The organism is Mesorhizobium sp. M7D.F.Ca.US.004.03.1.1 (assembly GCF_003998635.1).
GTDB classification, from domain to species: domain Bacteria; phylum Pseudomonadota; class Alphaproteobacteria; order Rhizobiales; family Rhizobiaceae; genus Mesorhizobium; species Mesorhizobium loti.
Genome location: NZ_RZQG01001485.1, coordinates 1 through 872 on the forward strand (window position 1 = coordinate 1; position 872 = coordinate 872).

The 872-nt window shown below is 67.2% G+C and carries 1 protein-coding gene; it reads right to left on the reverse strand.

The annotated features are described in order from the left end of the window. Positions 1-872: molybdopterin cofactor-binding domain-containing protein (locus EN935_RS38130; protein WP_164771827.1), on the reverse strand; the 872-nt coding region annotated here is incomplete at both ends.

Genomic DNA, 872 nt, shown 5'->3' on the forward strand with positions numbered 1-872 from the left:
CCCTGGGACTGTCCCTCGACATAGGTCGGGTGCACCGCCTTGCCGGCATCCTGCACGACCGTGTAGCGGATGACCCTGGTGGCGCCGGTCTCGGGATCGACCTCGATATCGCAGATATGGGTGGCGAAGGAGACGCCGGCGCCATCGGCGACGAGCTCGCTGTGGCCGGCGATCGGTCCGCCGGTCTTGCCCGATTCCACCGCGATCTCCTTCAGCGACAGCTTGCCGAGATTGCCGTGCTTCTCGCCCTTGGCGATCGCGTGGCCCTTTTCCCAGACCACGTCGTCGACGGAAATATCCCACATCTGCGCGGCACGCTCGCGCAGGATCTTGATCGCGTTGCGGGCGGCCGAGATCGTTGCCATGGAGGACGAGAAGGTGCCGCGGCTGCCGTCCGTCATGTCGTTGTAGCCGAGGCTGGAGGTGTCGGCGACGATCGCCTTGACCTGCTCATAGGCAATGCCGAGTTCCTCCGCCGCCACCAGCGACAGCGACGCGCGAGAGCCACCGACGTCCACGGTGCCGACGGCAAGCGAGACCGAGCCGTCCATGCCGATGTTGAGGTCGGTGCAGGTCTGGCCGCCGAAGTTGAACCAGAAGCCGCAAGCCATGCCGCGGCCCTGGTTCTTGCCGAGCGGGGCCTTCATGTGCGGATGGCTCTTCACCGCCTCGAGCGTCGGGCCGATGCCGATCGGGCCGTAGACCGGGCCGTAGGAGGACCTTGTGCCTTCCTGCGCGGCGTTCCTGATGCGGAAGTCGACCGGGTCCATGCCGATCATCTTGGCCAGCTCGTCGACGGCGCTTTCCACCGCGAACGCCGCCATCGGCGCCGAGGGCGCGCGATAGGCCGCCGTCTTCGGCCGGTTGACCAG